Source organism: Pseudomonas sp. SIMBA_068 (assembly GCF_046534705.1).
Lineage (GTDB): Bacteria > Pseudomonadota > Gammaproteobacteria > Pseudomonadales > Pseudomonadaceae > Aquipseudomonas > Aquipseudomonas putida.
Genome location: NZ_JAWRYI010001159.1, coordinates 1 through 251, shown reverse-complemented (window position 1 = coordinate 251; position 251 = coordinate 1). Strand labels below are relative to the sequence as shown.

General features: G+C 54.2%; 1 protein-coding gene. It reads left to right on the top strand.

The genetic code is table 11. The annotated features are described in order from the left end of the window. Nucleotides 1-32: 32 nt before the first annotated feature. The coding region (locus SB756_RS33170) for a hypothetical protein (protein WP_410913647.1) at nucleotides 33-251 on the top strand (219 nt) is incomplete at its 3' end.

Sequence of the window (251 nt, the reverse complement as noted above, 5' to 3'; positions counted from 1 at the left end):
ACTCAACTGATCCGCTGAACCAGGAATCCATTATGACGAAGAGAGCAACCGCCTTAATCGTGGCGCTGGGGCTGACTGCATCCCTGGCGCAGGCTGCCGACGCTATTCCGGTGCAAAAAGTTGACCAGGCCCTGCATGACAGGCTGCCGGATGAGATCAAAAAATCGGGCAAAATGATTTCAGTGAATAACGGTTCATTTCCGCCCTATGAAATTGTGAATGGCCCGCACTCAATGGAGGGCGCGTCGGCC